24 protein-coding genes and 1 pseudogene are annotated in these 23,809 nt (G+C 59.8%); 14 read left to right on the top strand and 11 right to left on the bottom strand.

The window, feature by feature from the left end; translation table 11 throughout:
* Nucleotides 1–16: 16 nt before the first annotated feature.
* The 3 genes from PMI09_RS01510 to PMI09_RS01500 all read right to left on the bottom strand — a co-directional run bounded on the left by PMI09_RS01510 (nucleotide 17) and on the right by PMI09_RS01500 (nucleotide 2,736).
* Nucleotides 17–925 carry a class II glutamine amidotransferase gene (locus PMI09_RS01510; RefSeq protein WP_007788170.1) on the bottom strand — a complete coding sequence of 303 codons (909 nt, stop codon included), beginning with the start codon at nucleotides 923–925 and terminating at the stop codon, nucleotides 17–19.
* Between the two features lie 91 nt (nucleotides 926–1,016).
* Nucleotides 1,017–1,700, bottom strand: coding sequence for a helix-turn-helix domain-containing protein (locus tag PMI09_RS01505; RefSeq protein WP_007788169.1), 684 nt, complete (start codon nucleotides 1,698–1,700; stop codon nucleotides 1,017–1,019).
* A gap of 76 nt (nucleotides 1,701–1,776) precedes the next feature.
* The gene (locus PMI09_RS01500) at nucleotides 1,777–2,736 is read right to left on the bottom strand and encodes a GlxA family transcriptional regulator (protein WP_007788168.1); all 960 of its coding nucleotides are present in this window, start codon (nucleotides 2,734–2,736) and stop codon (nucleotides 1,777–1,779) included.
* Nucleotides 2,737–2,824: 88 nt separating this feature from the next.
* On the opposite strand from PMI09_RS01500, the gene PMI09_RS01495 reads away from it, so the two are divergent.
* The 4 genes from PMI09_RS01495 to PMI09_RS01480 are packed head-to-tail and all read left to right on the top strand — an operon-like array spanning nucleotide 2,825 to nucleotide 7,861.
* Nucleotides 2,825–4,075: a sarcosine oxidase subunit beta family protein gene (locus tag PMI09_RS01495; RefSeq protein ID WP_007788167.1), complete on the top strand. Its 1,251-nt coding sequence runs from the start codon at nucleotides 2,825–2,827 to the stop codon at nucleotides 4,073–4,075.
* A 12-nt stretch (nucleotides 4,076–4,087) separates the two neighbouring features.
* Complete coding sequence (locus PMI09_RS01490) at nucleotides 4,088–4,366, top strand: sarcosine oxidase subunit delta (protein WP_007788166.1); 279 nt, start codon at nucleotides 4,088–4,090, stop codon at nucleotides 4,364–4,366.
* The gene (locus PMI09_RS01485) at nucleotides 4,363–7,296 is read left to right on the top strand and encodes a sarcosine oxidase subunit alpha family protein (RefSeq protein WP_007788165.1); all 2,934 of its coding nucleotides are present in this window, start codon (nucleotides 4,363–4,365) and stop codon (nucleotides 7,294–7,296) included. The genes PMI09_RS01490 and PMI09_RS01485 overlap by 4 nt, the downstream gene beginning before the upstream one ends.
* Entirely contained in the window at nucleotides 7,289–7,861 is a 573-nt protein-coding gene (locus tag PMI09_RS01480) for a sarcosine oxidase subunit gamma (RefSeq protein ID WP_007788164.1), read from the top strand. The genes PMI09_RS01485 and PMI09_RS01480 overlap by 8 nt, the downstream gene beginning before the upstream one ends.
* Before the next feature lie 405 nt (nucleotides 7,862–8,266).
* On the opposite strand, the gene PMI09_RS01475 is transcribed toward PMI09_RS01480, so the two are convergent.
* Nucleotides 8,267–9,622 carry a GntP family permease gene (locus PMI09_RS01475; protein WP_007788162.1) on the bottom strand — a complete coding sequence of 452 codons (1,356 nt, stop codon included), beginning with the start codon at nucleotides 9,620–9,622 and terminating at the stop codon, nucleotides 8,267–8,269.
* Between the two features lie 80 nt (nucleotides 9,623–9,702).
* Nucleotides 9,703–10,251, bottom strand: a complete 549-nt coding sequence (locus PMI09_RS01470) for a gluconokinase (protein WP_007788160.1) — start codon at nucleotides 10,249–10,251, stop codon at nucleotides 9,703–9,705.
* 181 nt (nucleotides 10,252–10,432) lie between these two features.
* Here PMI09_RS01470 and PMI09_RS01465 point away from each other — a divergent pair, with 181 nt between their 5' ends.
* From PMI09_RS01465 to PMI09_RS01455, 3 genes and pseudogenes are all read left to right on the top strand, one after another.
* Entirely contained in the window at nucleotides 10,433–11,449 is a 1,017-nt protein-coding gene (locus PMI09_RS01465; protein ID WP_007788158.1) for a LacI family DNA-binding transcriptional regulator, read from the top strand.
* A gap of 293 nt (nucleotides 11,450–11,742) precedes the next feature.
* Nucleotides 11,743–11,976, top strand: coding sequence for an AbrB/MazE/SpoVT family DNA-binding domain-containing protein (locus PMI09_RS01460; RefSeq protein ID WP_007788156.1), 234 nt, complete (start codon nucleotides 11,743–11,745; stop codon nucleotides 11,974–11,976).
* Nucleotides 11,973–12,384 (top strand): annotated as a pseudogene (locus tag PMI09_RS01455) (type II toxin-antitoxin system VapC family toxin). The gene PMI09_RS01460 and the pseudogene PMI09_RS01455 overlap by 4 nt, the downstream one beginning before the upstream one ends.
* 532 nt (nucleotides 12,385–12,916) lie before the next feature.
* On the opposite strand, the gene PMI09_RS31130 reads toward PMI09_RS01455, so the two are convergent.
* The 3 genes from PMI09_RS31130 to PMI09_RS01440 all read right to left on the bottom strand — a co-directional run bounded on the left by PMI09_RS31130 (nucleotide 12,917) and on the right by PMI09_RS01440 (nucleotide 14,551).
* Complete coding sequence (locus PMI09_RS31130) at nucleotides 12,917–13,057, bottom strand: SDR family NAD(P)-dependent oxidoreductase (protein WP_244423702.1); 141 nt, start codon at nucleotides 13,055–13,057, stop codon at nucleotides 12,917–12,919.
* A gap of 111 nt (nucleotides 13,058–13,168) precedes the next feature.
* Complete coding sequence (locus PMI09_RS01445; RefSeq protein WP_007788152.1) at nucleotides 13,169–13,930, bottom strand: pirin family protein; 762 nt, start codon at nucleotides 13,928–13,930, stop codon at nucleotides 13,169–13,171.
* Between the two features lie 27 nt (nucleotides 13,931–13,957).
* Entirely contained in the window at nucleotides 13,958–14,551 is a 594-nt protein-coding gene (locus PMI09_RS01440; RefSeq protein WP_007788150.1) for an isochorismatase family protein, read from the bottom strand.
* Nucleotides 14,552–14,662: 111 nt separating this feature from the next.
* Here PMI09_RS01440 and PMI09_RS01435 point away from each other — a divergent pair, with 111 nt between their 5' ends.
* Entirely contained in the window at nucleotides 14,663–15,559 is an 897-nt protein-coding gene (locus tag PMI09_RS01435; RefSeq protein WP_007788148.1) for a LysR family transcriptional regulator, read from the top strand.
* Nucleotides 15,560–16,105: 546 nt separating this feature from the next.
* Here the strand turns inward: PMI09_RS01435 and vapC are convergent.
* The 3 genes from vapC to PMI09_RS01420 all read right to left on the bottom strand — a co-directional run bounded on the left by vapC (nucleotide 16,106) and on the right by PMI09_RS01420 (nucleotide 17,790).
* On the bottom strand, nucleotides 16,106–16,507 hold the full coding sequence (gene vapC, locus PMI09_RS01430) for a type II toxin-antitoxin system tRNA(fMet)-specific endonuclease VapC (RefSeq protein WP_007788145.1): 402 nt from the start codon (nucleotides 16,505–16,507) through the stop codon (nucleotides 16,106–16,108).
* A complete protein-coding gene (gene vapB / locus PMI09_RS01425; protein WP_007788143.1) occupies nucleotides 16,507–16,737 on the bottom strand; it encodes a type II toxin-antitoxin system VapB family antitoxin in 231 nt (76 codons plus the stop codon). The genes vapC and vapB overlap by 1 nt, the downstream gene beginning before the upstream one ends.
* Nucleotides 16,738–17,085: 348 nt before the next feature.
* Nucleotides 17,086–17,790: a transcriptional regulator NanR gene (locus PMI09_RS01420; protein WP_037081491.1), complete on the bottom strand. Its 705-nt coding sequence runs from the start codon at nucleotides 17,788–17,790 to the stop codon at nucleotides 17,086–17,088.
* Between the two features lie 177 nt (nucleotides 17,791–17,967).
* Between PMI09_RS01420 and oiaX the strand changes: the two genes are divergently transcribed.
* The 6 genes from oiaX to PMI09_RS01390 all read left to right on the top strand — a co-directional run bounded on the left by oiaX (nucleotide 17,968) and on the right by PMI09_RS01390 (nucleotide 23,736).
* Nucleotides 17,968–19,224, top strand: a complete 1,257-nt coding sequence (oiaX, locus tag PMI09_RS01415) for a 3-oxo-isoapionate-4-phosphate decarboxylase OiaX (RefSeq protein ID WP_007788139.1) — start codon at nucleotides 17,968–17,970, stop codon at nucleotides 19,222–19,224.
* A 5-nt stretch (nucleotides 19,225–19,229) separates the two neighbouring features.
* Nucleotides 19,230–20,564: a four-carbon acid sugar kinase family protein gene (locus PMI09_RS01410; protein WP_037081580.1), complete on the top strand. Its 1,335-nt coding sequence runs from the start codon at nucleotides 19,230–19,232 to the stop codon at nucleotides 20,562–20,564.
* Nucleotide 20,565: 1 nt separating this feature from the next.
* Nucleotides 20,566–21,330: a triose-phosphate isomerase gene (locus PMI09_RS01405; protein ID WP_007788135.1), complete on the top strand. Its 765-nt coding sequence runs from the start codon at nucleotides 20,566–20,568 to the stop codon at nucleotides 21,328–21,330.
* A gap of 35 nt (nucleotides 21,331–21,365) precedes the next feature.
* The gene (derI, locus tag PMI09_RS01400) at nucleotides 21,366–21,812 is read left to right on the top strand and encodes a D-erythrulose-4-phosphate isomerase (RefSeq protein WP_007788134.1); all 447 of its coding nucleotides are present in this window, start codon (nucleotides 21,366–21,368) and stop codon (nucleotides 21,810–21,812) included.
* A 76-nt stretch (nucleotides 21,813–21,888) separates the two neighbouring features.
* The gene (locus tag PMI09_RS01395) at nucleotides 21,889–22,716 is read left to right on the top strand and encodes a phosphogluconate dehydrogenase C-terminal domain-containing protein (protein ID WP_007788132.1); all 828 of its coding nucleotides are present in this window, start codon (nucleotides 21,889–21,891) and stop codon (nucleotides 22,714–22,716) included.
* 78 nt (nucleotides 22,717–22,794) lie between these two features.
* On the top strand, nucleotides 22,795–23,736 hold the full coding sequence (locus PMI09_RS01390; RefSeq protein WP_007788128.1) for a D-ribose ABC transporter substrate-binding protein: 942 nt from the start codon (nucleotides 22,795–22,797) through the stop codon (nucleotides 23,734–23,736).
* The last annotated feature ends 73 nt before the right edge of the window (nucleotides 23,737–23,809 follow it).

Raw genomic sequence — 23,809 nt, 5'->3', positions numbered from 1 at the left:
TTGCGCCAAGGCTGGATTAGGCGGCCTTTTCGTGATCCCAGAAATAGACGGTGGCCGGCTCCGGTTCCCAGATGCAGGCATTCTCGATGCCCGGCAGGTTTACGAGCGCACGATATTCGGAGCCGAAAGCGACATATTGATCGGTTTCGGCCATGACGGCCGGCTTGCAGGCAATGGGATCACGAACGACGCCAAAGCCGGACTTCGTGCCGACGACGAAGGTGAAGAAACCGTCGAGATCGCTGAGCGCACCGGTCAACGCCTCGCCGAGGTCCTTGCCCTTGGCCATCTCGGCCGTCAGATAGGCGGCGGCGACTTCGGAATCGTTCTGTGTTTCGAAGGCCATGCCCTCGCGCACGAGTTCACGGCGAAGATTATTGTGATTGGAAAGGGAACCGTTATGGACCAGGCATTGGTCTGATCCAGTTGAAAACGGATGGGCGCCAAGCGTGGTCACGGCCGATTCCGTTGCCATGCGGGTATGACCGATGCCATGCGTTCCGGACATGGAGGCTACACCGAAACGCGAGATGACGTCCTTCGGCAGGCCCGTCTCCTTGTAGATCTCGATGGCATCGCCGCTGCTCATCACCCGGACATCGGGCCGTAGCGTCGCGATCGCCGCCCGGCCCTCGTCGAGTTTTTCCTTCGCAAGCGCAATAACGGCATGCGTGCTCTTTACCTCGACCGACACCGACGTATCCAGCGCGCGCCTCAGCTCGTGCTCGAGGCCGTCGAAATCCTTTGCCGGACTGGCCGACTGGATCGTGATCTTCGCCTTGTTGCCATTGGCGCCGCCGTAAATCGCGATGCCCGCGCTATCAGGCCCGCGATCAGTCATCGTGACAAGCATTGACGAAAGAAGCGAGCCGAGCTCCGGCTCGAGGCTTTTGTCTTTCAGGAAGAGACCCACAATTCCGCACATGATCAGACCCTCCATTTCGCGTCTGCAAAATGGCTATCAGGTCTATTTTTGGATTTCAACCCAAAAGAATATTTTTTTCTCTGTAGGCAAATTATTCATTCTTGCCGCGCTGTGGATAGCTGATGATCGACAGGTATTTGCTCGGCAATTTCACCAGCACTTCCGGGCCATGCGGTGCGTCCGCATCGAAGAACAGGCTGTCGCCGGGCTGCATGGGGTAAAGCTGATCGCCATGGCGATAGACCACCTCGCCTTCGAGCATGTAGAGGAACTCCATGCCCTCGTGCTGGAAGGTCGGGAACACATCGGAATCGGCCGAAAGCGTGATGAGATAGGGCTCGACGATGACGCCGCTGGAATTATTGTCGATGTGGCCGAGCAGATTATATTGATGGCCGGCGCGCGTGCCGCGCCGCTCCAGCTCCACGCCCTGCCCCGCCTTGACGAAGACGGCATTGCGCTGCTCCTCGAAGCGACGAAAGAACGCCGTCAGCGGCACGCCGAGGGCGCGGGAGAGCGATTGCAGCGTTGTCAGCGACGGCGAGATATTGCCGTTTTCGATTTTCGAAAGCATGCCAAGCGAAATTCCGGTCGCCGCGGCCAGATCCGTCACCGTGATGCCGAGCTTCTTGCGATAGGCGCGCACCTCGTGGCCGATCGCCATTTCAAGATTGTTTACCTTCGGTTCGCGAACCGCATGCGGATCCTGCAAGAATGCTGGCCGTGCGGTATGCGGATGGTCCTCGCTCGACGTTTTGTTCGGCTTGGTCTTCATTCACGATCCTTTTCCGATATTGCCCTATTGCAACAACTCTATCTTCGCAGTGAAATTTTCTCAACTACGGCGAAAGTCACACCTGGCGGGTTTCACTTGGAGCGATGCCATAGAGATTGCGATAGGCTCGCGAGAAATGGGCGCCGCTGGAAAAGCCTGTCGCGATGGCGATTTCGGAAATCGAAAGCGGGCTTTGTTCGAGCAGCCGCCGCGCATGCTGCAGCCTGATGCGGCGATATTGATCGAGGAACGTCGAGCCCAGATGCGCAGCAAACAGCCGGTCTAGATGGCGCGGCGTGACACCTGCAATTCGCGCCATGGCTGTGCGGTCGAGCGGCAGTTCGATCGTCTCCTCCATTTTCTCCAGCACGCTTAGAAGACCGGGATGGTGGGCGCCGTAACGCTCGGCCAGAGACCCTCGCTGCGGCGCCGTCGGCTCCCCCACCTCTGTGTGCAGATACCAATCGCTGACGCGGCGGGCGAAATCCGGCCCCATACGTTCGGAGATCAGCACATGCATCATGTCGAGCGGGGCTATCCCGCCGCCGCAGGTGATGCGGTTGCCGTCGACGACGAAGCGGGCCTGACGCGGCGACAGCGCCGGAAAAGCCTCGAGCAGCGTCGGAGCGTGCTCCCAATGGATGGTGAAATCGCGCTCTGTCAAAAGACCGGCCGCGGCCAGCAGATAGGGACCGCCGGAAATGCCGCCGATACGCACCCCCTCACGCGCCAACTGCCTCAGACAAGCCAGCACAGCCGGATAATGCCAGTCGCGTGGCGAGCCGCCGGCACAAACGAAGACCGTTGCAAGCCCGGAGCCACGTCCGGGAAGCGGTGCCGCCGGCACGGGCACGCCACCGGACGACAATGCCGGCGCACCATCCGGCGAGAAGGTCGACAATCGATAGATCTCGCGTCCGGCCAGCAGATTGGCGGCGCGCAGCGGCTCGCTCGCCGAGGCATAAGACATCAGCGCAAATTCTGGGATCAGGATGAAGCCGATATGCTGAACGTTTCTCGCATCGATCGAAGACATGTCCCTTTTCTATCGAAATATGTCCTGAATAGGCAAGTCGGCAAATGCCGTTCTGCCATCATGAGCGCAATTCCACTCGGATGAATCCATGCGCTATTCCGCTCTCTCCATTTTCCTCAACGGTCTTCGCGGCAATGCCGGCTGGGCTCCGGCCTGGCGTCAGCCCGCGCCGAAGCCGCACTATGACGTCGTCATCGTCGGTGGCGGCGGTCATGGGTTGGCGACGGCTTATTATCTCGCCAAGACCTTCGGCATCACCAATGTCGCCGTGCTGGAAAAGGGCTATCTCGGTTCCGGCAATATCGGCCGCAACACGACGATCATCCGCTCGAACTACCTGCTGCCCGGCAACAATCCCTTCTACGAGCTATCGATGAAGCTCTGGGAAGGGCTGGAGCAGGATTTCAACTACAATGCCATGGTCTCGCAGCGCGGCGTGCTCAACCTCTTCCACTCCGACGCCCAGCGCGATGCCTATACACGGCGCGGCAACGCCATGCGGCTGCACGGCGTCGATGCCGAATTGCTCGACCGGGCGGCCGTACGCCTGAAACTCCCCTTCCTTGATTTCGACAATGCCCGCTTCCCCATCATGGGCGGCCTGTTCCAGTCGCGCGGCGGCACGGTACGCCACGATGCGGTCGCCTGGGGCTATGCCCGCGGCGCCGACAGCCGCGGCGTCGACATCATCACTGGCTGTGAGGTAACTGGCATCCGCAGCGAGAACGGCCGCGTAACCGGTGTCGAGACCAACAAGGGCTTTATCGGCTGCGGCAAGCTGGCGCTGGCGGCCGCCGGCAATTCCACTGTCGTCGCCGACATGGTGGGCCTGCGCCTGCCGATCGAAAGCCATGTGCTGCAAGCCTTCGTCTCCGAAGGGCTGAAGCCGTTCATCGATACCGTGGTCACCTTCGGCGCCGGCCATTTCTATGTCTCGCAATCGGACAAGGGCGGCCTCGTCTTCGGCGGCGATATCGACGGCTATAATTCCTATGCCCAGCGCGGCAATCTTTCGACCGTCGAGCATGTCGCCGAGGCCGGCGTCGCCCTGATCCCTGCCTTGACCCGCGTGCGCTACCTGCGCACATGGGGCGGCGTCATGGATATGAGCATGGACGGCTCGCCGATCATCGACCGCACCCATATCGACAATCTCTATCTGAACGCCGGCTGGTGTTACGGCGGCTTCAAGGCGACACCCGCCTCCGGCTACTGCTACGCCCATCTGATCGCCCGCAACGAGCCGCACGAGACGGCGCGGGAACTGCGCCTCGACCGGTTCCAGCGCGGTTACCAGATCGATGAAAAGGGCGTCGGCGCCCAGCCGAACCTGCATTGAGGATATGACGACATGGCAAGCCTGATTTCCTGCCCTCACTGCGGCATTCGTCCCAGGGAGGAATTTACCATCAAGGGCGACGCAAGCCTTGCTCGCCCGGCTCCCACTGCCGGTCCCGACGTCTGGTACGACTACGTCTATCTGCGTGACAATCCGAAAGGACGGCACAAAGAATATTGGCACCATTCCTCCGGTTGCCGCCGCTGGCTGGTCGTCGAGCGAGATACGGTTACCCACCTGGTCTACGGCGTCAGCGACGCAGCCCTTGCCAAGCTCGGAGATCAGGCATGACCAGTTTCCGCCTTTCTTTCGGCGGCCGGATCGACCGCTTCAAGAGCATCGGTTTCAGCTTCGACGGCGCGGATCTCACAGGCCACCCCGGCGATACGCTCGCCTCCGCCCTGCTTGCCAACGGGATCCAGCTCGTCGGGCGCAGCTTCAAATACCACCGGCCGCGCGGCATTCTGACGGCGGGTGCGGCCGAACCCAACGCGCTGGTGACCACCGGAGCCGGAGGCAGGACGGAGGCCAACAGCCGCGCCACGATGATCGAACTGCATGAGGGGCTGGTTGCGCGCAGCCAGAACCGCTGGCCCTCGCTTAGCTTCGATGTCGGCGCCGTCAACGGACTGCTCTCGCCTTTCCTCGGCGCCGGTTTCTACTACAAGACTTTCATGTGGCCGGCCGCCTTCTGGGAGAAGGTTTACGAACCGCTCATCCGCAAGGCCGCCGGCCTCGGTAAGGCATCCTATGAGACGGACCCCGATTCCTACGAGAAATGCTGGGCGCATTGCGACCTGCTCGTCATCGGCGCGGGGCCTGCGGGGCTCGCCGCCGCGCTGACGGCAGGACGCGCCGGAGCGCGCGTATTGCTTGCAGACGAAGGATTTGCCCTTGGCGGCAGCTTCCTTGCTGATCGTCAATCACCACTTGGCGACATTCTGAACGAACTCGAAAGCCTGCCTAACATCCAATGCCTGCCGCGCACGACCGTCATCGGCTGGTATGACGACAACGTCTTCGGCGCCGTCGAGCGTGTGCAGAAACATGTCGCAACGCCGGATGCGCACCGGCCGGTCGAGCGCCTTTGGCGCATCATCGCCAGGCAGGCCATTCTTGCCACCGGCGCCGAAGAGCGGCCCCTCGTCTTCGGTGGCAACGACATTCCGGGCGTCATGATGGCGGGCGCCATGCGCAGCTATCTGAACCGCCATGCGGTCGCACCGGGCAAGCGGACCGTTGTCTTCACCACGAACAGGTCCGGCTACCAAACGGCAGCCGATCTCGAAGCGGCAGGTATCGAAGTCGCCGCCATCGTCGACAGCCGCGCTGGGGCAAACGACGCTTGGAGCGGCAAAGCCCCCTTGTTGTCCGGTGCCCGCATCATCGATGCGCAAGGCGGCAAGCGGCTGCGTCGGGTTAGCATTGCGACGGCCGCAGGAATACAACAGGTCGAAGCCGATACGCTTGCCATGTCCGGCGGCTGGAGCCCGATCATTCACCTCGCCTGCCATCGCGGTGCAAGGCCGGCCTGGTCCGACAAGCATGCAGCCTTTCTCGCGCCGGAGCGGCAGGAGGGACTGCTAATCGCGGGTTCGGCTGCCGGTCTTGCCTCGACCGATGCGTGCCTAGGTGACGGCGCGCGCAAGGCAGTAGAGGCGCTGGAGGCGGTCGGTCTCGCCAAGATCGAGCCTGCCTTCCCGCCGGTGGAAGATATACAGGCTTCCGCCTCGCCGCTCTGGTCCGTCAAGGGTGGCAAGGGCAAGGCTTTCGTCGATTACCAGAACGATGTCCACCTCAAGGACCTCGGCCTTGCCGTGCGTGAGGGTTATGGGCATGTCGAGCTTGCCAAGCGTTATACGACGAACGGCATGGCGACCGATCAGGGCAAGCTCTCCAATATCAACGCGATCGGCATTCTCGCCGAGGCCCGTGGGGTGTCGCCCGCCGAAGTCGGTACCACGACATTCCGGCCCTTCTATACGCCGGTCTCCTTCGGCGCGCTTGCCGGTTCATCGCGCGGCAAGCACTTTCAGCCCGCGCGCAAATCACCTTTGCACGACTGGGCGAAGAAGAACGGCGCGGTCTTCGTCGAGACCGGGCTCTGGTATCGTTCCTCCTGGTTCCCGCGCGAGGGTGAAAAGAGCTGGCGCGAGAGCGTCGACCGCGAAGTGCTGAACATCCGCAAGAATGCCGGCATCTGCGATGTCTCGACGCTCGGCAAGATCGAGATTTTCGGCAAGGACGCGGCGACCTTCCTCGACCGCATCTATTGCAACGGCTTCGCCAAGCTTTCCGTCGGCAAGGCGCGCTACGGCATCATGCTGCGTGAAGACGGCATGATCTATGATGACGGAACCACCAGTCGTCTCGGCGAAGAACATTTCTTCATGACGACGACGACAGCCCTTGCGGCCGGCGTGCTGACCCACCTCGAATTCTGCGCTCAGACGCTCTGGCCTGAGCTTGAGGTCTACTTTGCCTCCTCCACCGACCAATGGGCGCAGATGGCGGTCGCGGGGCCGAAATCCCGGGCGATCCTCTCCGAGATCGTCGATGAGGACATATCCGATGCCACCTTCCCATTCATGGGCGCACGCGCGGTGACGCTGTTCGGCGGCAAGCTCGAGGGCCGGCTCTTTCGCATCTCGTTTTCCGGCGAACTCGCCTATGAGCTCGGCGTAGCCGCTGCCTATGGCGAGTCCGTCGCCGATGCCATCATGCAGGCGGGGCAGAAGTACGAGATCTGCCCCTATGGTGCCGAGGCGCTCGGCGTCATGCGTATCGAGAAGGGCCATGTCACCCATGCCGAAATCAATGGCACCGTGACGCCGGGTGATCTCGGCTTCGCCCGTATGGTCTCCGCGACGAAGGCAGATTTCATCGGCAAGGCGATGCTTGCCCGCGAGGGTCTTCAGGCCACCGACCGCCCACACCTCGTCGGCGTCAAGCCACTGGATCCGGCGACAAGCTTCCGCACAGGCGCCCATATCCTCGCGGACGGTGCGCCAGCAACGCTGGAAAACGATCAGGGCTATGTGACGTCGAGTGCCTTTTCGCCGAGCCTTGGGCATACGATCGGTCTAGCGCTGGTCAAGAACGGGCCGGAGCGGATCGGCGAGAAAGTCTTGATCTGGAACGGCCTTCGAAGCGAATTCACCGAAGGGCAGCTCTGCAGCCCGGTCTTCATCGACCCTGAAAATGAGAAGCTCCATGCCTGATCTTCCTGAAAAAAGGTCGGTCCTTGCCGACAAAGCCATTTCGCAAGGTCCGGGCATCCGGCTCGAGGCCCTGCCCGAGGGCCATCTGCTGCAGGTGATGGGAGCGACAACGACCGAAGGCCTCGAGGCACATCTTTCAGCGGCTGGCATCAAGGACAGCGCCGTGCGGCCGGCCGGATACCGGCAATGGTTCATCGCCGGCAACGATATGCTCTCCAAGGCCCTTATTCAGGATTTCTCCAACGCTCTTGCCGGTAGCGCCTTCGTCTCTGACCAGAGCCATGGCCGCGTCCGCATCGGCGTCTCTGGCCCGCTTGCCGCCCAATTGCTGAGCAAGGGCACGGCGGTCGACCTTCATCCGTCAGCCTTCCCTGAGGGACACGCCGCGGTGACGCTCTTCGGCCACATATCAGTGCAGGTCGCACGCACCGGTGCCTGCGACTTCGAGCTGATGGTGCTGCGCAGCTTTGCGGAATCTCTGTACGAGGAGCTCGAGGTGCTTGCTGCTATCGCTGGGTGGGGTACGGGTCAGTCCGACGTCACGCTTGTTGAAAAAGGAAGATGAAGTTGGAAATCAACTTTCATAAGTTCCGAAATAACGCTTACGCCATCTGCAATCCATGATTGTAGTTGTTGCGCAAATGCGTCTCATAAGGAAAGAAAAAGCAACCTAGCACGGCATTGATCGGCAATGCTATGCGCCGCCATTGGTAGCAACCACTCGTGTGTTTCCGTGCTGCAGCACCAGCAACACATTCCAGGCGTCGAGCGCAACAAGACAGCCCGCAGCACTGGCAGCAGACCTTCCCTTTCAGTCAGCCACCGTGCGCCATTCCTCCAGCAGCGGGTTCTTGTCCTGCCCGGCGCGCCGCCGGGGCTTTTTTCCTCCATGATTGCCTCTTGGGAGTGCGCAAGCACGGCGTCGAGGCGGCCCTTCTACCCGCCGCCTTCGATCAGGGTCAACCGCCGCTCACACGGCGAGCGACAGCAGCAGCACGAAGCCGAGACCGATCACGGAGATGATCGTCTCCATGACGCTCCAGGTCTTGAAGGTTTCGCCCACCGTCATGTTGAAGTACTGCTTTACCAGCCAGAAGCCCGCATCGTTGACATGCGAGAGTATGACCGACCCGGCGCCGGTTGCGAGCACGAGCAGCTCGCGGTTAACGCCCGGCACCAACGCGACGACCGGAGCGACGATCCCAGCACCGGTGATCGTGGCAACCGTCGCCGAGCCCGTCGCAATGCGGATCACGGCGGCGACGAGCCAGGCCAGAAGGATTGGCGATACGTCGGCCTGGACGGCCATTTTTCCGATGACATCGCCGACGCCGCTGGCAACGAGCATCTGTTTGAAGCCGCCACCGGCACCGACGATGAGCACAATGGAGGCCACCGGCGCAAGGCTCTCGTTCAGCAGTTTGGTGATCGTGTCGCGCGAGAAGCCGCAATAGGATCCGAAGGTATAAAAGCTGATGAGCAGCGCCACGAGCAGTGCGGTGATCGGGTGGCCGATCAGGTCCATCCAGACTCGCACGGCGTGGTGCTCGGGAAGAGAGATATCGGCGAGTGCCTTGAGAAGCATCAGGAACACAGGCATCAGGATGGTAATCAGCGTCACAGAGAAGCTTGGCAGCTTGGCTGTATCCACATCCTCGCGCACGAACTGCTCCATTAGCTCCGGCGACGCTTCACCCGGGATTCTCTTGGCGATGAAGGCGCCGAAGATCGGCCCTGCAATCGCAGCAGTCGGTAAGCCGACGATGAGACCGTAGAAGATCGTCTTGCCGATATCCGCGCCGAAGACGCTGATGGCGAGAAGCGGGCCCGGATGGGGTGGCACCAAGCCATGGACGACCGATAGACCAGCTAGAAGCGGTATACCGATCTTAACGATCGACACGCCCGACCGGCGCGCGACGATGTAGACCAGCGGTACGAGAAGCACGAAGCCGATTTCGAAGAAGAGCGGAAGCCCGACGAGGAAAGCAGCGAGCATCATCGCCCAATGTACCCGTTCCTTGCCGAAAGTGCGGATCAGGGTCTGGGCAATCTGGTCCGCGCCGCCGGATTCAGCCATCAGTTTGCCGAGCATGGTTCCAAGGCCAAGCACAATGCCTACAAATCCGAGAACCCCACCGAAGCCCTCCTGAAAGGACTTCATCACCAGCTCCGTCGGCATGCCGGAGGTGAGGCCAAGGAAACCCGCGGCGATGGTGAGCGCGATGAAGGGGTGTATCTTGAAGCGCGTGATGAGGAGCACGAGGCCAACAATGGTCACGCCAGCATCCAGCAGAAGATAGGTCTCCCGCGTCAGTCCAAACATTGAAATTTCTCCATGAAAGCTTCTTGTTGAGGCAGGCGCCTGTGCGGCCCGCCGTCCGATTTACGTTTTGAGCGAGCCGCTTAGGCGCTTGTCGGCTGCATTGGCTGGCCGTCAGCAAGGGACGTGTGTTCCCACCATGCAACCGCCCCGCGCGCGATCTCCGCGATCGGCAAGGTCGCGTCTACAGCATAAACGTTCGCCTCGCCGTGGGGTGGCTCGAGGGTCGCAAACTGGCTGTCGATAAGGCTTGCGGGCATGAAATGATCCGGCCGATGGCTAACGCGCTCGCCCGCCACCTCTCTCGTCAGCTCCAGAAACACAAACCCGAGGCCGGGCGTCTTGCTGCGCAGAATGTCGCGGTAGCTTTTCTTCAGCGCCGAGCATGCGAGCACCGGCCGCTCGCCGTTCTTGACCGCGTCCGACAAGATTGTCGCGAGGCGAGCCAGCCAGCCAGCCCGGTCCTCGTCGGTGAGCGGGTGGCCCGCGCTCATCTTCTTGATATTTTCTTCCGGATGAAAGGCATCGCCTTCGATCATCGTGCCGTTGACGGCATCCGAAATGGCCCGGCCGACGCTGCTTTTGCCGCAGCCGGAAACGCCCATGACCACAACGGCTGGCATTTTTCCCATTCTACCCTCCTCGAGATAGCGCTATCTCGCTTCTTTGAAAATAGATTGCCGGTAGAACCCTGGCCGATTCAAAACTCGCAAATCGACGCTGTTTTCTCCCGCAAAGACGCCAAAACGACTTTGAGATAGCGCTGTCTTACTAATCGTTGTAGTAGGATTTGGCAAGTTGGAGGAAACTATCATGAAACACACCCCGTCGCGAGCCACGGGCCGACCCACACTTGCGCAGGTTGCAGCACGGGCAGGCGTGTCGCAGATAACGGCCTCACGCGCACTGCGCTCAATTGCAACGGTCGACCCGCAGCTTGCAATCAGGGTGCACGACGCCGCCAAGGCGCTCGCCTATGTGCCCAACCCGGCGGCGCGCACACTTGCTTCGGCGCGCAGCCACTCGATCCTTGTGCTTGTTCCCGCCTTGTCGAACCATCTGTTTATCGAGACCCTGGAGGCGGTGCAGGATGTGCTGCGCCCACGCGGATTTGAGGTCCTGATCGGCAACTATCACTACCGACAGGATGAGGAAGAAGAGCTGATTCGGAACTATCTCTCGTTTCAGCCGTGCGGCATTCTGCTTACCGGCTTCAATCGTAGCGAAACCGCAGCACAGCTTTTGACAAATGCTGGGGTGCCTTGCGTATACATGATGGAACTGCGGCAGGAAGAGGGCATCGTCTGTGTCGGCTTTTCGCAAGAAGCGGCCGGGGCCAAGGTTGCGGACCACCTTCTATCGCGCGGACGGCGAAAGCTGGTCTTTGTCGGGGCCCAGCTTGATGCGCGCGTCCTTCAGCGTCGCGACGGCTACCAGCAAGCGATTGCCAGGGCTGGTCTTTCTCCGGCGATCGAGATCATGACGCCGGAACCGTCCTCGGTGGAACTTGGCGGCGATCTCTTCAATCAGCTTTTGGCCGCGCATCCCGACACAGACGGGATCTTCTTTTGCAACGACGATCTTGCCTTCGGAGCGTCATTCGAGGCTCTGCGGAAAGGGGTAGCAATCCCCGAGCGGATTTCGGTGGTCGGATTTAACGATCTACCGGGGGCGGGCCAAATGGTTCCGCGACTGACCTCTGTTCGTACGCCCCGTGCCACCATTGGCCAGCAAGCCGCAGCCAGCCTTCTCAAGCTTCTCGATGGCGAAACGCCCGAGATCCCGGCGCTGGATTTGGGTTTCGAACTGATGATCAGGGAAAGCAGTTAGCGCCGTCCAGACATTGAGGCTAAGGGCCGCGCAAGCCGTTCGAGCCGGCGAGTATCCCATTCGCCGGTCGCGTGGCTGAAAGAAGACGTGACGCGACGGCGGTGGAATCTCTCGGTGCAGCATAAGTTGCCCGCCGAGACGATGCAGGAAGAGCTTGCCGCACCAGGCAGGTGCCAAAGGGCTCACCTGCCTTCGCACTCTAAGTTCTGTCGGACTGCTCTTCGCCCAATTCCCTTGAGAACCGGGCCGCGAAGTAATACCTTCTAAAAATCATTCCTTACAATGGTTCGACAATGGCGACGACGGTTACAGCCAAGGGGCAGGTTACGATCCCCAAACCAGTACGCGACCTCTTGGGTATAGTGCCTGGGAGCAAGGTTGATTTCCGTCGCGCGCCGGATGGAAGCATAGTGCTCGTCCATGCCGCCAAAAAACAGCAACCCAGCCGCTTCGCAAATCTGCGAGGGCACGCCGGCAAAGGGCTGGATACTGACGCGATCATGGCCCTCACGCGTGGCGAACCGTGATATTCGTAGACACGAATGTTCTTCTCGACGTCGTAACCGATGATCCGACATGGGCCGATTGGTCCACAGCGTAACTCGAAGACGCAAGTCTTGGGGGGACACTGTGGATCAACGACATCGTCTATGTGGAACTGGCCGTTCGCTACGATCGGATCGAAGAAGTCGACGCGTTCCTTGATCAAGCCGAGTTAGAACTGGCGCCAGTGCCGCGGGAGGCTCTCTTTCTGGCGAGCAAGGTCTTCACACAATATCGCAAAGCAGGGGCAACGAGAACCGGCGTTCTCCCAGACTTCTTCATCGGTGCGCATGCGGCCGTCAGCGGGTTGCCGTTACTCCACGCGTGATGTTGGTCGCTATCGAACCTATTTCCCGACATTGACATTGATTGTCCCGGATTTGCCGACCTAATGGCGACTGGCGGACCGTGATCGAGGCAACGGTCTCACCGGGCAACCCGCTCCGCTTGCTCTTGTGTTCGACGAAGCTGGCACGCGTTGGCGTGCGCCCGGCGCGGGTTCCACCAGATACATTGCGATCCTAGAATGTAACCAAGAACTTCCCAGAATCAAAAAGGAACAGAGGCTACAGCTCCAAAATCGATTATTTGCGATCGCAACTATAGGGGTCATGGGCTATGTCGAGATTATCGGACAGGTTGATGCTTCCAATATTGGCCGCATGCCGCGTCCGATGTCGGCACACTAAAATTCATCCCGGACCTGACCACCGCGACCTATTTTTCAGACGGAGCGCCGGTGAAGGTTGGCGCGTTCTTCGAGCGCGACCGCACCTTCCAGCCGGATGACAACAACCCGGGCGAAGAGCGGTTCTGGTCGATCCTGCGCCGGAGCGGGGCTTGCTTTTGCGCGCGCCTGCAGGGTATCGATGCACCGGAGACCCACTATTTGCCGAACGACCGCGAAGGTATCTTCGACGGCTGCTACGGCAACTGGATTGCCAAGCACGTGACGCGGCAAACGTCGGCGACCGCGATATCGAAGCCTTCCTGTGCGAGACGGATGGCATAGGCCTGGCCGATGCCTGCTGCTCCGCCTGTAACGACGGCTGTTCTTTTGGACATGCTGAACTCCTCACTTGTGATCCGCTGGTCTTACAAGAGATGTCCGCTTGTGATCGTGGAATTAAGCGGTCGCATTTGGAAATGACTGCTCCATTTCTGGAGCAGTCAAAGTCAGCCGCTCATTGTCCCGGAGCGGGAGAACTTGTTCTTCCGGCAGACGAGAAAGACGACGACATCCAAGTCCTGAACGGCCGTGACCGAGGTTACGGCCTGATCTGGGATCATGAGCGCGTCATACTTCCGAAGCATCTGGCCGCCGACCGTTGCTTCCCCGGCGAACACGTAGAACCAACGGTCAAACCCGTTCTTGAGCGGGAGATCGATGCTCGACCCTGCTGAAAGGTGCGCGTCGTAAAGGAAGACCGCCTGGCGAACCGACGTGGGAGTGGCCGATCCAACCGGGCCCGTGAGAATCCGCCACTGGTTCTCGCGTCCTGAAGCGTCGAGGTCGACGAACTGGACGTCCGGGTCAAGTTCGGCGACATCGGGCCGAACGAAGATTTGTAGCATTTCGATCTGCTGGTTTCCCACGGTCTCCTCCTCGTGAGAGAATCCGTGGCCCGCGTTCATCACCATCAGACGGTCGGAGGAAATCACTTCGCTCCGCCCTGCCGAGTCGGTGTGCTTCATGTTGCCTGCGCGCATGTAGCTGATGATCTCGTCGTTGCAATGCTCATGCATCCGGACGACGACGCCGGGCTGCAGTGTCGCGTGGTCGATGGTCCCAAGTCCGCCGAAGCCGGGATCGTTTGGCTGACCCAGTGCTACGCCCGGGCGGATGCGGCGCACCTGGAAGGAGCCGTGTGATCGCAGCATGTGGGTGCTGGCAGGCACCGCGACGTTGCCTTCGATGGGTCTGACTTCGGCGGACATTTTCCGTTCCTTTCTTGCGTGTTTTCCTTAGGCCGAGATCGGCGGCAGGACTTCGGTGAACAGCAGCTGGATGAGCTTCTGGCCGTTCTCCGTGCCCCAATTCTGGGCGAGTTCGGCGATTACGGTATTGGTCGCCGTGAGCACGACACCTGCGTCCTGCATGCGGCGGCGCGACATGTCTTCGGACAGTTCGTAGGGAGAACCGGAAGCATCCATGACGGCCTGGACGTTGTAGCCTTCGCCGACGGCGTCGATGGCCGGGAACACGAGGCATACGTCGGTCGTGACGCCCGCCATTATCAGGTTCTTGCGGCCGGTTGCTTCGACGGCTTTCTTGAAGTTGGCGTCGGTCCACGCATTGACGATGCCTTCGCGCTTGACGCGCCTTTCGAATGCGTCCGGCAGGATTTCCTGCAGCTCGGGCAGAAGCGGACCCTGCAGGCGTTCTTCCTGGCTGGACGTGAGCACGGTGGGGATGCCGAGGATGCTTGCAGCCTTGGCGAGAGCCAGCGACATGCGCTTGGCCTGTGCGACGTCGATGTTCTTGATCAACTGCATGGTGCCGACCTGATGGTCGATCAGGAGCAGTGCGGAATTCTCGGGTGTGAACAGCTTGGACATGATGTGATCTCCTTCAGTAAAAGAGCGTCATCGCTCGACAGTGAAGATAATCTTGGAACGATAGGCAGGGGAGACTTGAAAAATGCCGAGGTTATGTTCCATTTATGAAACATGACCACATTCGGAGATTTCGACGGCCTTGCGCTGTTTATTCGCATCGCGGAAGCAGGCGGTTTGGCCGCCGCCGAACGCTCGACGGGCATTTCCAAGGCGACGCTGTCGCGTCGGCTGACGGCGCTGGAAGACGCATTGAACATCCGCCTCGTACGTCGGACGAAGAAGGGCATCGTGCTGACCGACCAAGGTCAGCAGCTCTTCGACAGCAGCCGGGACGCGCTCCTGATTGCCGAGCAAGCGGTATCGACCATCCAGGACGAGAAGGTCGCCCTGTCGGGAACGGTCAGGCTTTCGCTGCCGCCGGATCTGGCGACCGAAGTGCTGGCTCCGATCCTGATCGGATTCAAGCAACGGTATCCGGACGTCGTCATCGACATGACGCTCGGGGATCGCCGGGTATCGCTGATCGAGGAGGGCTATGACCTTGTTGTCCGGATGGGGGCCGTGGCGGATTCCGGTCTGATGTTCAAGAAGATCGCTTCATTGCCGCGAACGCTCGTCGCCAGTCCGGCGTTCGTGGCCGCGCATCCCGAGGTGAAGGCGCCGTCGGATATCAATGGTGTCTCAGCATTGGCGATCCGGCGCGATCTGGTTGAGTGGGATCTGAGAAGCGATGATGGGCAGATGGCGAAGGTGCATCCGAAGATCGGCTTTGCCGCCAATCGCCAGACCATTCTGATCGAGGCCGCGATCTCCGGACTGGGGGTCGCCAACCTTCCGGATTTCCTGATCGATCGCGCACTCGCCGCGGGCGATCTGGTCCGCGTCCTGCCGGAATGGCGGCCCTCGCCTGTCGAGATGACCGCGCTATGGCAGAAGGACAGGATTACGGGTCGTCTGATCAAGGCAATCGTCGCCGAATTCACCGAGGCCTTCACCGACAAAGGATGAGAAGCTAAAGCTTGAGGGTGTCCCTCACCCGCCCCGATCTGATCTTGCAACCGGATCAGCCGGTCAGATCGGGGCTGGTCGTCGTGCCGCGTGGCAGCCCAAAGTGACATTTCTACTTTGCACAAAAGCGGACATTCCAACTCCTCCGCCACAATGGATGGATTGTAGCCGCAAAGTTGAAGTGTCCTGTTGTGAAATGTAATTTGAATTGCTGAAAACGCCCATTCGGAAACCCTTCCCACGCCAAAAAGTAGCGCAAAAACACTAACTCACAACAGCTGGCCCAAGTAGCCGAGAAGGCGCCCGGTCCTCGCGTAAACCGAATTCAATCCGTGTAAGCGGTTTCCAGGCTGGCTGTCGGGACGGATTTCCGGCCGAAACCGTTCAGGGTTTCAGAGCACCCCTGCGACGGGTAAGCGGGCGCTCCAACTCCAACTGTTGCGTGAGTTCCGCACGATGGCTAATGGGCCATCGCTCCGATCTCGCCTCATCGTTACCACATTGCTCGTAAGGCTTGCGGTCGCCCGTCGTGATCAGTCAAGGCGCCTAAGCTGTCCAGTCCTCGACACGTAGGCCAGGCACGCGATCAAACTCACGCCGATTATTCGTGACCAATATCAGCCCCCGCGAGCGCGCGTGACCGGCAATTAACTGGTCGTAAGGTCCGATCGGGGTACCGCTGCGTGCAAGTTCGGCGCGCAATTGACCTGTATGGCTTGCTGCCATCTCGTCGTATGCAAGTACCTCGAGCCGTGCGGCAAAGCCTTCGACGACCGACAGATTCCGCTCTGGAATCGCTGACTTTTCCGCCCCATAGATTAGTTCCATCAAACTGACAGAGCTAATGCAGAGTTGACCATGGTGGCGGTTGAACGCCTCGCGCACCTGCTGCGGCCGGTTCTTCACCGTAAAAATACAGATGTTGGTATCCAGCATGTACTTCAGCATTAAAATGCATCACGCTCCTGCAAGGCCGGCTGATCACGTTCGGTCATAAAATCCGAGGTAGCCGCTTCGCCTTCGAACCAGCTGTCCCAAACTTCTCCGGCAGGGGCAATAATCCTCGTGCGTCCGACTGCAACGATGTCGACGCGTTTTACATCATCAGGCAGAGCGACGGCCTTCGGCAGCCGAACAGCCTGGCTACGATTGCTTTGAAACACCGCACCTTGCTCCATCTCTTATCCTCCGCTGTATACGAATGCCATATCCCATTTAGTTCCGCAAATGGGATATGTCAACGGGATATACTTCCGGTGCGCTAGGCGAGATTTGACGACTCGGCCTACCGAGTTTGTTAACTGCTCAGCCGAGAGGATCGTCCGATAAGGCGTTTGACAGTCGACAAAACTTCCTGGCTTCGCCGGTATTGTTGCCATCAGAATGCGCTTGAAGAAAGCGCTGTATGCCGTTGAGATTACAGTTATACAGCTCGACCGCGTGGCTGAACCGCGAACATTTGAATTCCTTTGATTGAAACGCGAGTGCCAACGTGAGCGGCGCCACCGTTCCCGACACCCGAGCCGTCATTTCCCATAAAGTGCACGAGACCGCTCAAGGTGCTTTAGAATCGCCGTCTCAGAACCGTCGACATCGTGTTCCTCGAGCCGGGTGAGGATCTCTTCGTGTTCGACCAAAGTGAATTTCTCTTTGCCAGTCCAGATCAGCATGTCGGTGTGGTATTCCTTCAGCCAAGCAAGCATGGCTTCGCTGACGGCGACAAAGATCGGATTTCCAGAGATCTGGGCGATCCGGGTATGGAACTCCATGTCGGCGTTGATGAACCGATCGGCATCGCCAAGCGAATTTCGCTGACGCTGAATTATGCTCTTCAGATCAACGATGTCCGCCTTCGATGCGCGCTGTGCGGCTTCGCGGGCCATGCCGCGCTCGAAGAAGATGCGGGCGTTCTTCAAGTGCTCCAGCGTATCATTTGACTGAGCCAGCATGATCTTTGCCGTCAGGTCGACCTGGCGGAGGATCGACTGTGCCGTCAACTTTAGGACTCTCGCGCGTTCGCCGTGTGAAATGCTGACGAGGCCCTTGCTCGCAAGCGACTGCATCGCCTCGCGGATGGCCGGTCGGCCGACGCCAAATCTCTCCATTAAGACGCGCTCGGAGGGCATCTCGTCGCCGGGCTGCAACTCGCCCGACGTGATCAACCGTTCTAGTCGATCAAATACCTCGTCTGACAGTTTCCGACGGACGATTTGTTCGATGGGCTGGGTCATGAGGTCTCGCTGGCTCAATTATCACCTCCTCCTACTACTTTCCGCGCTTTGCGCAAAGCGTCCCCCAATTTGCAGGTCCGCAAAATTTCGCTTCCAATCAATTGGAATACTCATTATACCACATCATGAGTTGACGCCACGACAATTTGATCTGGCGAGAGGAGCAACTGCTATTTCATGATGATTACGCTGACCTACCGCATCGAGACGCCGAGCAGTATCGAGGCTATGGCGGACAAGATCGCAAGCGACCAGTCGACTGGAACCTTTGTGCCTATTCCTGGTGAGACAGAGGAGCTGAAGTCACGTGTCGCAGCGCGTGTCCTGGCGATCCATCCGCTTGACGATGCGAACTATCCTACCTGGCCCGAGGTGGCTCCTGGTACGCGCCTTAGCCGCGCCGACGTCGAAATCGCCTTTCCTCTGGACGCGATCGGAACCGATCTCTCGGCGCTGATGACAATCGCGATCGGCGGTGTCTTTTCCATCAAGGGCATGACCGGCATCCGCGTCGTTGACATGAAGCTGCCTGGCGCCTTCAAGGACGCGCATCCCGGACCGCAGTTCGGCATTGCTGGCAGCCGCCGTCTGAGCGGCGTCGAAGGACGCCCGATCATCGGGACGATCGTGAAGCCGGCACTGGGGCTTCGTCCACACGAAACGGCGGAACTGGTTGGCGAGCTGATCGAATCCGGCGTGGATTTCATCAAGGATGACGAGAAGCTGATGAGCCCGGCCTATTCGCCGCTCAAGGAGCGCGTCGCAGCGATCATGCCGCGTATTCTGGACCACGAGCAGAAGACCGGCAAGAAGGTCATGTATGCGTTCGGCATCTCGCATGCCGACCCCGATGAGATGATGCGCAACCACGACATCGTCGCCAAGGCCGGCGGCAACTGCGCCGTCGTCAACATCAACTCGATTGGCTTCGGTGGCATGAGTTTTCTCCGCAAGCGCTCCAGCTTGGTGCTGCATGCGCATCGAAATGGCTGGGACCTACTGACGCGCGCGCCCGGCGCTGGGATGGATTTCCGGGTCTATCAGCAGTTCTGGCGCCTGTTGGGAGTCGACCAGTTTCAGATCAACGGCATCCGCGTGAAGTATTGGGAACCAGACGAAAGCTTCGTCTCGTCCTTCAAGGCCGTCAGTACGCCGCTCTTCAATGACTCAGACTGCCCGTTGCCCGTCGCCGGCTCCGGCCAGTGGGGAGGTCAAGCCCCCGAGACGTATCGGCGAACCGGCTGCACGACCGATCTTCTCTACCTTTGTGGAGGCGGCATTGTAAGCCATCCGGGTGGCCCGGCAGCCGGCGTTCGTGCCGTGCAGCAGGCATGGCAGGCCGCCATCGCCGACATCCCGCTCGACGTTTACGCAAGGAATCATCCGGAACTGGCCGCCTCAATCGCCAAGTTCAGCGATGGCAAAGGCGCATGAGCGCTATGGAAAGGCTTCTCGTTAGCTACTACGGCGATGACTTCACCGGTTCAACCGACGTCATGGAGGCCATGGCATCACACGGCGTTGCGACCGCCCTCTTTCTCGACATCCCCTCGCCCGAGACACTCGATCGCTTCAAGGATTGCCAGGCCATCGGGATTGCCGGCACAAGCCGGAGCGAAACACCTGCGTGGATGCAACAGCATCTGACGCCAGTCTTCGAATGGCTAAGGTCGCTTAACGCGGATGTTTGCCATTACAAGGTCTGCTCGACGTTCGACTCCAGTCCTAAGACTGGAAGTATCGGAAAGGCGATCGAGATCGGGCGCGCGATTTTCGACCAATCCGTGGTGCCAGTCGTCGTCGGCGCGCCGCAACTGAAGCGCTACACGGCGTTCGGCAATCTTTTTGCCGCTTATCAGGGCAGCGTTTATCGCATCGACCGTCATCCGGTGATGAGCCGCCATCCGGTCACTCCTATGGGCGAGGCCGATCTGGCTGTTCACTTGTCGAAGCAGACGCAATTGCCTGTTGCCGTGGCTGATCTTGCAATGATCACCATGGGCGACGCCGACCTGCGGGTCGACCAATTGGCGTCGTACTCGGGCGGGATTCTGCTCATAGATGTAGATTCGGAGGCAACACAGGCGGCCGCGGGCCGCCATCTCATACGCCTTGCACGTCAGTTCGGAGGTTTCGTCGCTGGCTCGTCTGGAATCGAGTACGCGCTCCTAAATGCCTGGCGCCAGAGCGGCGTGGTCACAGGGAATGCTGACTTCCCTGACGTAGGCCCGGTCGACCGACTTGCCGTCGTCTCGGGCAGCGTATCGCCAACGACTGAACGCCAAATTCGCAAAGCCGTAGACGACGGTTTCGAGAGCATACCACTCGATCCTCTTTCCTTGGTGTCGGGCGATAGCGACGGAGCCGTTGATGCAGCCGTTCGGGACGGTATCCAAAGGCTCAGGGACGGCAAGAGCGTTATCCTCCACACGGCGCTTGGACCGTCGGCGGACGTCGGCGCCGACATGGATGAGGTTCCAGGCGCCCGTCACGAGCTTGGACGAGCGCTCGGTACTGTGCTTCGCCGCCTGATTGAAAGCGAGGGACTTTCCCGTGCGGTTATTGCCGGCGGCGATACGTCCAGCCACGCCCTCAGGCAGTTGAAGATCGAGGCATTGACGACGCTTCTCCCGCTCCCACAGACGCCTGGCTCTCCGCTCTGCCTTGCCCATGGAATCCATCCTCCGACCAACGGCCTGCAGATCGCTTTGAAGGGCGGTCAGGTCGGAACGGACGGATACTTCGCTCAGATACGCGACGGAAGGAAGAACTGAGATGGTTCTGTGGGTCGGCACTAGCTTCAAGATGAACAAGACTCTCGAGGAGGCGGTCGCTTTCGCGAACCGCCTAGCGGAGACCGACCGAGACCGCGATACACGCATACAGCGGTTCGTCATCCCGTCCTTTACCGCTGTGCGCGAGGTGCAACGCGTGCTTGCGGCGACGTCGGTCAAAGTAGGCGCTCAAAACATGCACTGGGAAGATTCCGGCGCGTGGACTGGCGAGGTCTCCGCGCCGATGCTGAAGGATTGCCAGCTCGACATTGTGGAACTCGGCCACTCGGAACGCCGTGAACACTTCGGAGAAACCGACGAAACCGTCGGCCTGAAGGTCGCGGCCGCCGTTCGACACCGTCTGACGCCATTGATTTGCATCGGAGAAACCTTGCAGGAACGCCAAGCCGGCCAAGCCGACGACGTCCTAAGGCGGCAAGTCGAGAAAGCTTTGGAGCTTGTCGCAGGCGACGTTGAACCCGCTCCTATCCTTCTCGCCTACGAACCCGTCTGGGCGATTGGCGTCAATGGCATTCCGGCGACCGCCGACTACGCCTGCGAGCGGCACGGCAAAATCGCCGAAGTCGCGACAGGCGTTCTCGGTCGGTCTGTGCCGGTTCTCTACGGGGGGAGCGTGAGCCCTCAAAACTGCGAAGAACTCGTTTCCCAAGCACACATCGATGGCTTGTTTATCGGTCGGTCGGCTTGGTCCGTCGATGGTTACCTCGACATTCTCCGCCGCGCTTCCGCGGCGGTCGAACGCTGATTCATGTGCCCGAAGGCCAGTGAAAGGAAGCTGCCATGAAGATTGCAATAGGCGCGGACAGCGCCGGAAAACCGCTACTCGATGTGATTGCTGCCCACCTCGCCGGCAAAGCGGATTTGGAAATCCATGATCTCAGCCAATCCGGCTTCTACGCCGACCTGTCGCAGAAACTCGCGCAGACAATTGTCGACGGTGAACATCAGCGCGGCATCCTGATTTGTGGCACGGGAATAGGAGTTTGCATCTCGGCAAACAAGGTTCCGGGAATCCGCGCCGCGCTGACGCATGACACCTACTCGGCGGAACGCGCGGCTAAATCGAACAACGCTCAGATCATTACTATGGGCGCGCGCGTCATCGGACCCGAACTGGCCAAGTCCATTGTGGATGTCTGGCTTTCGTCCGAGTTCGACCCCCAAGGTCCTTCGGCGGGAAACGTCGAAGCGATCGATCGGCTCGACGCTGAAAAACAGCCCTCTTAACAATTAAGTGGTGATATGGTGATTGACTCATCATACCAGTATATGATCCTATCCAAAACTCAAAAGGTGAGGAAACATGACTAAGATTGCCCTCTTCGGCGCCGGCGGAAAAATGGGATACCGGCTTGCGAAAAATCTTAAGGGCTCGCGTTTCGACGTGCGCCACGTTGAGGTTAGTGACGCAGGTAAGACCCGTTTGAAGAATGATCTTGGCCTCGATTGCCTACCAGTCGATGCTGCCCTCGATGGCGCGGAAGTGGTTATCCTTGCTGTGCCAGACACCGTGATCGGGAAAGTCGCGGCAAGCGTCGTCGACAAGCTGAAACCCGGCGCCATGGTGGTCGCGCTTGATGCTGCGGCTCCCTTTGCCGGTCACCTGCCGAAGCGCGACGATCTCACCTATTTCGTCACCCATCCATGTCATCCGCCAATCTTCAACGACGAGACGGACATACAGGCAAAGAAGGACCACTTCGGCGGCCTGTTCGCCAAGCAGCACATTGTCTCGGCGCTGATGCAAGGACCAGAAAGCGCCTACGCGCTGGGCGAGGAAATCGCCAAAGTCATCTGGGCTCCGGTCATGCGCTCGCACCGGGTCACGGTCGACCAGCTTGCCATGCTCGAACCTGGCCTGTCGGAAACGGTGTGCGCATCGCTGCTCGTCGTCATGCGACAGGCCATGGACGAATGCGTTGCACGCGGCGTGCCGGAAGAAGCTGCCCGCGACTTCCTGCTCGGCCATATGAACGTGCTCGGCGCGGTCATCTTTAAGGAAGTCGACGGCGTCTTTTCGGATGCCTGCAACAAGGCGATCGAGTTCGGCATTCCAGCCCTGATGCGCGACGACTGGAAAAAGGTATTCGAACCACAGGAGATCGCCGAAAGCATCCGGCGCATCACCTGAACCGGCTTGGGGGAGGCAAGACCTTCCCCTCAACCGCCCCAAGGGAGACGGGGCTTTGTTCACACTCGGGAGGAAGAAATGAAATTAACACGTAGACTGACACTTGCAGCCTTTGCCGGCGCACTGGCGCTCGGAACGGCCATTCCGGCATATTCGGCAGATCTCATCGCCATCATCACGCCGGCACATGACAATCCCTTCTTTAAGGCCGAAGCGGTCGGCGCCGAAGCAAAGGCGAAGGAGCTTGGCTACGAAGCTCTTGTCATGACGCATGACGACGACGCCAACAAACAGTCCGAAATGATCGACACCGCGATCGGCCGCGGCGCCAAGGCGATCATTCTCGACAACGCTGGAGCGGACGCGTCCGTCGCAGCTGTCAAGAAGGCAAAGGATGCGGGCATTCCCTCCTTCCTGATCGATCGCGAAATCAACGCAACGGGCATTGCCGTGGCCCAGATCGTCTCGAACAATTACCAGGGCGCCCAGCTCGGCGCGCAGGAATTCGTCAAGCTGATGGGCGAGAAAGGCAATTACGTCGAGCTGGTCGGCAAGGAGTCCGATACCAATGCCGGCATCCGCTCGCAAGGCTATCACGACGTCATTGACGATTATCCGGACCTGAAGTCTGTCGCCAAGCAGTCGGCGAACTGGAGCCAGACGGAAGCCTATTCGAAGATGGAAACCATCCTGCAGGCAAATCCCGACATCAAGGGCGTCATTTCAGGCAACGACACGATGGCCATGGGCGCGATCGCAGCACTGCAGGCCGCCGGGCGCAAGGACGTGATCGTCGTCGGCTTCGACGGCTCCAACGACGTGCGCGACTCCATCAAGTCTGGCGGCATCAAGGCGACCGTTCTGCAGCCGGCCTATGCACAGGCTCAGTTGGCCGTCGAGCAGGCAGACGCCTACATCAAGAACAAGACCACGCCCAAGGAAGAGAAGCAGTTGATGGACTGCGTTTTGATCAACGCGGACAATTTTGAGAAGCTCGAGACCTTCGCTCTGACGAACTAACAGCAACCGGGTACTGCAAAGGGCGCAGCACTGCGCCCTTTGCAATTCACAGTGTATGACGTCGAGGTTCACG

The sequence above is a fragment of the Rhizobium sp. CF122 genome (genome assembly GCF_000282035.1).
GTDB lineage: Bacteria > Pseudomonadota > Alphaproteobacteria > Rhizobiales > Rhizobiaceae > Rhizobium.
Note: the sequence above shows the minus strand (reverse complement) of the source record. Positions and strands in the feature narration are given on the sequence as shown.

Bases quoted from the DNA above. Each gene is read 5' to 3' on its own strand.
- PMI09_RS01510 (WP_007788170.1), bottom strand. From the start codon at position 925: ATGTGCGGAATTGTGGGTCTCTTCCTGAAAGACAAAAGCCTCGAGCCG.
- PMI09_RS01505 (WP_007788169.1), bottom strand. From the start codon at position 1,700: ATGAAGACCAAGCCGAACAAAACGTCGAGCGAGGACCATCCGCATACC.
- PMI09_RS01500 (WP_007788168.1), bottom strand. From the start codon at position 2,736: ATGTCTTCGATCGATGCGAGAAACGTTCAGCATATCGGCTTCATCCTG.
- PMI09_RS01495 (WP_007788167.1), top strand. From the start codon at position 2,825: ATGCGCTATTCCGCTCTCTCCATTTTCCTCAACGGTCTTCGCGGCAAT.
- PMI09_RS01490 (WP_007788166.1), top strand. From the start codon at position 4,088: ATGGCAAGCCTGATTTCCTGCCCTCACTGCGGCATTCGTCCCAGGGAG.
- PMI09_RS01485 (WP_007788165.1), top strand. From the start codon at position 4,363: ATGACCAGTTTCCGCCTTTCTTTCGGCGGCCGGATCGACCGCTTCAAG.
- PMI09_RS01480 (WP_007788164.1), top strand. From the start codon at position 7,289: ATGCCTGATCTTCCTGAAAAAAGGTCGGTCCTTGCCGACAAAGCCATT.
- PMI09_RS01475 (WP_007788162.1), bottom strand. From the start codon at position 9,622: ATGTTTGGACTGACGCGGGAGACCTATCTTCTGCTGGATGCTGGCGTG.
- PMI09_RS01470 (WP_007788160.1), bottom strand. From the start codon at position 10,251: ATGGGAAAAATGCCAGCCGTTGTGGTCATGGGCGTTTCCGGCTGCGGC.
- PMI09_RS01465 (WP_007788158.1), top strand. From the start codon at position 10,433: ATGAAACACACCCCGTCGCGAGCCACGGGCCGACCCACACTTGCGCAG.
- PMI09_RS01460 (WP_007788156.1), top strand. From the start codon at position 11,743: ATGGCGACGACGGTTACAGCCAAGGGGCAGGTTACGATCCCCAAACCA.
- PMI09_RS31130 (WP_244423702.1), bottom strand. From the start codon at position 13,057: ATGTCCAAAAGAACAGCCGTCGTTACAGGCGGAGCAGCAGGCATCGGC.
- PMI09_RS01445 (WP_007788152.1), bottom strand. From the start codon at position 13,930: ATGTCCGCCGAAGTCAGACCCATCGAAGGCAACGTCGCGGTGCCTGCC.
- PMI09_RS01440 (WP_007788150.1), bottom strand. From the start codon at position 14,551: ATGTCCAAGCTGTTCACACCCGAGAATTCCGCACTGCTCCTGATCGAC.
- PMI09_RS01435 (WP_007788148.1), top strand. From the start codon at position 14,663: ATGACCACATTCGGAGATTTCGACGGCCTTGCGCTGTTTATTCGCATC.
- vapC (WP_007788145.1), bottom strand. From the start codon at position 16,507: ATGCTGAAGTACATGCTGGATACCAACATCTGTATTTTTACGGTGAAG.
- vapB (WP_007788143.1), bottom strand. From the start codon at position 16,737: ATGGAGCAAGGTGCGGTGTTTCAAAGCAATCGTAGCCAGGCTGTTCGG.
- PMI09_RS01420 (WP_037081491.1), bottom strand. From the start codon at position 17,790: ATGACCCAGCCCATCGAACAAATCGTCCGTCGGAAACTGTCAGACGAG.
- oiaX (WP_007788139.1), top strand. From the start codon at position 17,968: ATGATGATTACGCTGACCTACCGCATCGAGACGCCGAGCAGTATCGAG.
- PMI09_RS01410 (WP_037081580.1), top strand. From the start codon at position 19,230: ATGGAAAGGCTTCTCGTTAGCTACTACGGCGATGACTTCACCGGTTCA.
- PMI09_RS01405 (WP_007788135.1), top strand. From the start codon at position 20,566: ATGGTTCTGTGGGTCGGCACTAGCTTCAAGATGAACAAGACTCTCGAG.
- derI (WP_007788134.1), top strand. From the start codon at position 21,366: ATGAAGATTGCAATAGGCGCGGACAGCGCCGGAAAACCGCTACTCGAT.
- PMI09_RS01395 (WP_007788132.1), top strand. From the start codon at position 21,889: ATGACTAAGATTGCCCTCTTCGGCGCCGGCGGAAAAATGGGATACCGG.
- PMI09_RS01390 (WP_007788128.1), top strand. From the start codon at position 22,795: ATGAAATTAACACGTAGACTGACACTTGCAGCCTTTGCCGGCGCACTG.